The 5627-nt window shown below is 69.8% G+C and carries 5 protein-coding genes; 1 reads left to right on the top strand and 4 read right to left on the bottom strand.

What is annotated here, in order from left to right:
- Positions 1–13 precede the first annotated feature (13 nt).
- The gene (gene hflX / locus ASE87_RS07200; protein ID WP_056227125.1) at positions 14–1561 is read right to left on the bottom strand and encodes a GTPase HflX; all 1548 of its coding nucleotides are present in this window, start codon (positions 1559–1561) and stop codon (positions 14–16) included.
- A gap of 76 nt (positions 1562–1637) precedes the next feature.
- Here hflX and ASE87_RS07195 point away from each other — a divergent pair, with 76 nt between their 5' ends.
- Positions 1638–2258, top strand: coding sequence for a class I SAM-dependent methyltransferase (locus tag ASE87_RS07195; protein ID WP_056227122.1), 621 nt, complete (start codon positions 1638–1640; stop codon positions 2256–2258).
- 42 nt (positions 2259–2300) lie between these two features.
- Here the strand turns inward: ASE87_RS07195 and dapF are convergent, their stop codons facing one another.
- The 3 genes from dapF to miaB all read right to left on the bottom strand — a co-directional run.
- Positions 2301–3179: a diaminopimelate epimerase gene (dapF, locus tag ASE87_RS07190; protein WP_043596689.1), complete on the bottom strand. Its 879-nt coding sequence runs from the start codon at positions 3177–3179 to the stop codon at positions 2301–2303.
- On the bottom strand, positions 3176–4087 hold the full coding sequence (gene miaA, locus ASE87_RS07185; RefSeq protein ID WP_043596687.1) for a tRNA (adenosine(37)-N6)-dimethylallyltransferase MiaA: 912 nt from the start codon (positions 4085–4087) through the stop codon (positions 3176–3178). Before miaA ends, dapF begins: the two co-directional genes overlap by 4 nt.
- A gap of 1 nt (position 4088) precedes the next feature.
- Positions 4089–5627: tRNA (N6-isopentenyl adenosine(37)-C2)-methylthiotransferase MiaB (gene miaB, locus ASE87_RS07180; RefSeq protein ID WP_082452456.1), on the bottom strand; the 1539-nt coding region annotated here is incomplete at its 5' end.

The raw sequence follows: 5627 nt of genomic DNA, 5'->3' as shown, positions 1-5627 counted from the left end.
GCGGGGCCCGGCGTCAGCGCCCCACGCCCACGGGGGCCACGTACGGCGTCAGCCCGGCGACGTCGCTCGGGTACACACGGGCGTGGACCCGTGTGCCTTCTTCTTCGTAGTCGGTGCTGACGATGCGGCCTGAGTCGTGGAGGTGGGAGACGACGTCGCCCCGGTCGTACGGCACCAACAGGTCGAGCTCGATCTCGGGTTCGGGCAGGACGGCTGCGATGCGAGCCAGCAGCTCGTCGATTCCCTCGCCCGTCCGTGCCGAGACGAAGACCGCCGTCGGCTCGAGCCCGAGCAGGACGAGACGCTGGTCGTCGTCGACGAGGTCACTCTTGTTGTAGACGACGATCTCGGCGATGTCACGACCGTCGACTTCGGCGATGACGTCGCGGACGGTGGCGAGCTGTGCGGCAGGGTCGGGGTGCGACCCGTCGACGACGTGCACGATCACGTCGGACGCCTCGACCTCTTCGAGCGTCGACCGGAACGCCTCGACCAGCTGGTGCGGCAGGTTGCGCACGAATCCGACGGTGTCCGCGTACGTGAAGGGACGACCGTCCGCCGTCACGCTCTTGCGGACGGTCGCGTCGAGGGTCGCGAACAGCGCGTTCTCGACCAGGACGCCCGCACTCGTCAACCGGTTCAGGAGACTGGACTTCCCGGCGTTCGTGTACCCGGCGATGGCGACGGTGGGCACCTCGTTGCGGTCACGGTTGGCCCGCTTGGCATCGCGGGCGGGCTTCATCTCTTTGATCTGCTTGCGGAGCCGGGCCATGCGGGTGTGGATGCGGCGCCGGTCGAGCTCGATCTTGGTCTCACCGGGCCCGCGGCTGCCCATCCCGGCACCCGCACCTCCGACTTGCCCACCGGCCTGGCGCGACATCGACTCGCCCCAACCGCGGAGGCGCGGCAGGAGGTACTCGAGCTGGGCCAGTTCGACCTGCGCCTTTCCCTCGCGGCTCTTGGCGTGCTGGCTGAAGATGTCGAGGATCACGGCGGTGCGGTCGATGACCTTCACCTTGACGACGTCCTCGAGGGCGCGACGCTGGCTGGGGGCCAGTTCGGTGTCGGCGATGACGGTGTCGGCACCGAGGGCTGCGACCGTTCCCCGCAGCTCTTCGGCTTTGCCCTTGCCCAGGTACGTGCTCGGGTCGGGGTTGAGTCGTCGCTGCAGCAGCCCGTCGAGGACGACGGCGCCCGCCGTCTCGGCCAGGGCGGCGAGCTCACGCAGGGAGTTCTCGGCGTCGGACATCGAACCCTGCGAGTACACGCCGATGAGGACGACGTTCTCGAGGCGCAGTTGGCGGTACTCGACCTCGGTGACGTCCTGCAGTTCGGTCGAGAGGCCTGCGACGCGGCGGAGGGCCTGGCGATCGTCGCGCTCCGACTGGTCACCGTCGGAGCCGCTCCCGTCGTGAAGCGAGCGCGTCTGGATGGCCTGGGCGGGCGAGAAGACGGTGTAACCGGAGGCCCTCTGGGCCGCACGATCGAGGACGCGCGCGACGACGTCGTCGGGCTGGTCGTTCCGCTCGGAGTCGAGCGGTGTCGTGGTGTGGTCTGTCATCGGGGTGATACTAACCCTTTCGGTGTGCGGAGAGCAGGGAACGATGCCCCTGCGGATGTTCGGTAGGTTGGCGAGCATGGCCAGCGAGCACTACTTCTCACCCCAGCCCGGCAGCGCGGCCAAGCCCAGGACGATCGACGTCGTCCTCGCGGGGCGTGAGTTGACGCTCACCACGGCCGCGGGGGTCTTCAGCCCGGGCCGCGTGGACCCTGGCACCTCGGTGTTGCTGGCGGGCACGCCGACGCCGCCGAGGGCGGGCCATCTGCTGGACGTCGGGTGCGGCTGGGGCCCCATCACACTGAGCCTCGCGTTGTCGTCACCCGACGCGACGGTCTGGGCCGTCGACGTGAACGAGAGAGTGCTCGACCTCGTGCGCGAGAACGCGCGGTCGGTCGGCCTCGAGAACGTCAACGCCGTGACCCCCGACGGTGTTCCCGACGGCCTGCACTTCGCGACGATCTGGTCGAACCCGCCGATCCGGGTCGGCAAGGCCGAACTGCACTCCCTGCTCGAACGGTGGCTCCCCCGCCTCGACGTGGGGTCGGACGCGTGGCTGGTCGTGCAGAAGAACTTGGGGGCCGACTCCCTCCAGCGTTGGATGAACGAGACCATGGCCGACGTCGTGGACGTGACCCGCGCCTCCACCAGCAAGGGATACCGGATCTTGCGCGCCGAGCGTCTCACCGACGCCGGCTGATCGGACTCCTCGCCGAGACCCGGACGCCGCGCCCGCCGAGGCTCAGAGCTCGAGCGCGCCGGTGAAGACCAGTTCGGCCGGCCCGCTGAGCGAGACGTGCTCGCCATCGGCGTGATGGCTGACCGACACGCCGACGACGCCGCCGGGAACCTCGACCAACCAGGCCTCGGGTGCCGAGGCTCCTGCCCAGTACCGCGTCGCCAGCGCGGCCGCTGCCGCACCGGTGCCGCACGAGAGGGTCTCGCCACTGCCGCGTTCGTGGACGCGCATGCGGATGCGACCGAGCCCGTCGACCACGAGCGGATCGGCCGGGACCACGAATTCGACGTTCGCCCCGTCGGCCGGGGCCGGGTCGACGATCGGCACGTAGGTCAGGTCGAGACCGTCCAGTTCGTCGTCTCCGGCGAGTGCGACCACCACATGGGGGTTGCCCACCGAGATCGGCAGCCCGGGGCGTGCGGCGTGCAACTCTCGCGCTCGGACGACCGGATCGTCGTCGCCGAGTCTCCACGGCCCCAGGTCGACGCGGAAACCCGTGCCGTCGCGACGCACCTCGCGCGCGCCGGCCCGCGTGCCGACGACGAGCACGTCGTCCTCGCCCAGCTGGACCAGCCCTCGCTCGAGGAGGTAGCGCGCGAAGACACGGATGCCGTTGCCGCACATCTCGGCAGGGCTGCCGTCGGCGTTGTGGTAGTCCATGAACCACTCGGCGCGCGGCTCGGTCTCGAGCAGGCCCGCCTCGGTGGACAACGCCGCCGTGCGGACCGCACGGATGACCCCGTCACCACCCACCCCGAACCTCCGGTCCGCCAGGGCCCGGATCATGGCGGGGTTCAGGTCGGTGCCCGCATCGGGATCGGTGAACAGGACGAAATCGTTGCCCGTGCCCTGCCCCTTGGTGAACTGCAGCGTGGTGGTCACCCCAGAATCCTAGCCACGGCCCGGTCGATCGCCTGGGCGTCGCCCGAGCGGGACCACTCGACGTCGTCGTACCGGCGGAACCAGCTCGCCTGGCGGCGGGCGTAGCGACGGGTGAGGGCCGCCGTGGCATCGATGGCGTCGCCCTCGCTGAGTTCGCCCCGGAGCTGCGCGACGGCCTGCGCGTAGCCGATCGCCCGACTCGCCGTGACCCCTCGCTCGAGCCCGAGAGGCAGCAGACGCCGTACCTCGTCGACGAGACCGTCTCGCCACATCTCGTGGACGCGTCGGTCGAGACGTTCGACGAGCACGGGTCGCTCCTCGGCCACGCCGAAAACGCTCGACGGCCGCCACGGCGACGATTTCTCGGGCAGCGTTCCCGAGAGGGGGCGTCCGGTGAGGTCCCCGACCTCGAGGGCCCGGACGAGACGCCGGGCGTTGGAAGGCCCGATCGACGTCGCGGACGCCGGATCACGCTCTCGCAGCAACTCGTACAGTGCCCCTGCCCCTCGCTCGTCCGCGATCGCCTCGTAACCACTCCGGATCGCGGGGTCGGTGCCGGGGAACCGGAAGTCGAACAACACGCTCGAGACGTAGAGCCCGGACCCACCGACGAGGACCGGCACCGCCCCGCGCGCCACGATGCCGTCGATGAGACCCCTGGCTTCGCGCTGATACCACTCAACGCTCGCCTCGTCGGTGACGTCGAGGACGTCGAGGAGATGATGCGCGATGCCTCGCCGCTCGGTGAACGGCAGTTTGGCCGTACCGACGTCCATTCCCCGGTAGAGCTGCATGGCGTCCGCGTTGACGATCTCGACCGTCTCGCCCCGGGCCGACAGTGCCTCGGCGAGGTCCAGCGAGAAGGCGGACTTCCCTGTGCCGGTCGCCCCGACGATCGCGACCAGCACGTCAGCGGAGGTCGTCGGTCGTGCTGTAGATCGGCGTCGTCGCCACCCGCAGCGTGGGCAGACCGAGGCTCACCCTCGCCGGCCGCGTCGAGGAGGCGCGGGTCGCGTCGCCCCCGGACGGCACCCCGCACGAAGCGGCCTGCGCAGCGTCCCAGGCGTCGCCCGCACGCGTGCGACGGACCTCGTAGAGGGACTTCGGCCCTTCGACCGCATCGGCCAGCAGGTAGAACGGTGCGGCGTCGGTGACGCGCACGCTGACGACGTCGCCAGGGCGCGGAACGGCGCGACCGTGCGGCACTTCGAAGTGGACGAGGCGGCTGTCTTCCGCACGCCCGGAGAGACGGTGGGTGGAGGCGTCTTTTCGCCCCTCGTCGGTGGCCACGAGGACGTCGACGGTCCGGCCGACCTGACGACGGTTCTCTTCGGCCGAGATGCGGCCCTGCAGGGCGGTCAGCCGCTCGAACCGTTCTTGGACGACGGCCTTCGGGATCTGCTCGGCCATGTCGCCCGCGGGCGTCCCGGGGCGCACCGAGTACTGGAACGTGAAGGCCGAGGCGAACCGGGACCGCTCGACGACCCGGAGGGTCTCGGCGAAATCGTCCTCGGTCTCGCCGGGGAATCCGACGATGATGTCGGTGCTGATGGCGGCGTCGGGCATGGCCGCGCGCACACGGTCGATGATGCCGAGGAACTTCTCGCTGCGGTAGCTGCGCCGCATGGCCCGCAGCACTCGGTCGGACCCCGACTGCAGGGGCATGTGCAGCTGCGGCATCACGGCGGGCGTCTCGGCCATGGCGGCGATGACGTCGTCGGTGAAGGACGCCGGGTGCGGACTGGTGAAGCGCACCCGCTCGAGCCCGGGGATCGCCCCGACGGCCCGCAGCAACTTGCCGAAGGCGAACCGATCGCCGAACTCGACACCGTACGAGTTCACGTTCTGCCCGAGCAGCGTCACCTCGACGGCACCGTCGTCGACGAGCGCCTGGACCTCGGCGAGGATGTCGCCGGGTCGGCGGTCCTTCTCCTTGCCCCGAAGAGAGGGGACGATGCAGAAAGTACAGGTGTTGTTGCAGCCGACCGAGATCGAGACCCAACCGCTGTGTGTGGAGTCGCGCTTGGTCGGCAAGGTCGAAGGGAAGACGTCGAGCGCCTCGAGGATCTCCAGCTGAGCCTCGTCGTTGTGCCGCGCGCGTTCGAGCAGTGTCGGCAGGGCACCCATGTTGTGCGTACCGAAGACCACGTCGACCCACGGCGCTTTGTCGAGGATGACGTCTTTGTCTTTCTGAGCCAGGCACCCGCCGACGGCGATCTGCATGCCTTCGCGCTTCTTCTTCAGGCCGGCGAGGGTCCCCAGCGTGCCGTAGAGCTTCTTGTCGGCGTTCTCACGCACTGCGCAGGTGTTGATGACGACGATGTCGGCCTCCGCTCCGTCGGCGGCCACGTAGCCGGCCGCCTCGAGCGAACCACTCAACCGCTCGGAGTCGTGGACGTTCATCTGGCACCCGAAGGTACGGACCTCGTACGTGCGGGCCGGGCCGTC

Source organism: Frigoribacterium sp. Leaf44, from assembly GCF_001421865.1.
Classification (GTDB): Bacteria; Actinomycetota; Actinomycetes; order Actinomycetales; family Microbacteriaceae; genus Frigoribacterium.
This window is presented reverse-complemented; position numbering and strand designations above follow the sequence as displayed.

Coding starts and splice junctions, on each gene's coding strand:
- hflX (WP_056227125.1), bottom strand. CDS start 1,561: ATGACAGACCACACCACGACACCGCTCGACTCCGAGCGGAACGACCAG.
- ASE87_RS07195 (WP_056227122.1), top strand. CDS start 1,638: ATGGCCAGCGAGCACTACTTCTCACCCCAGCCCGGCAGCGCGGCCAAG.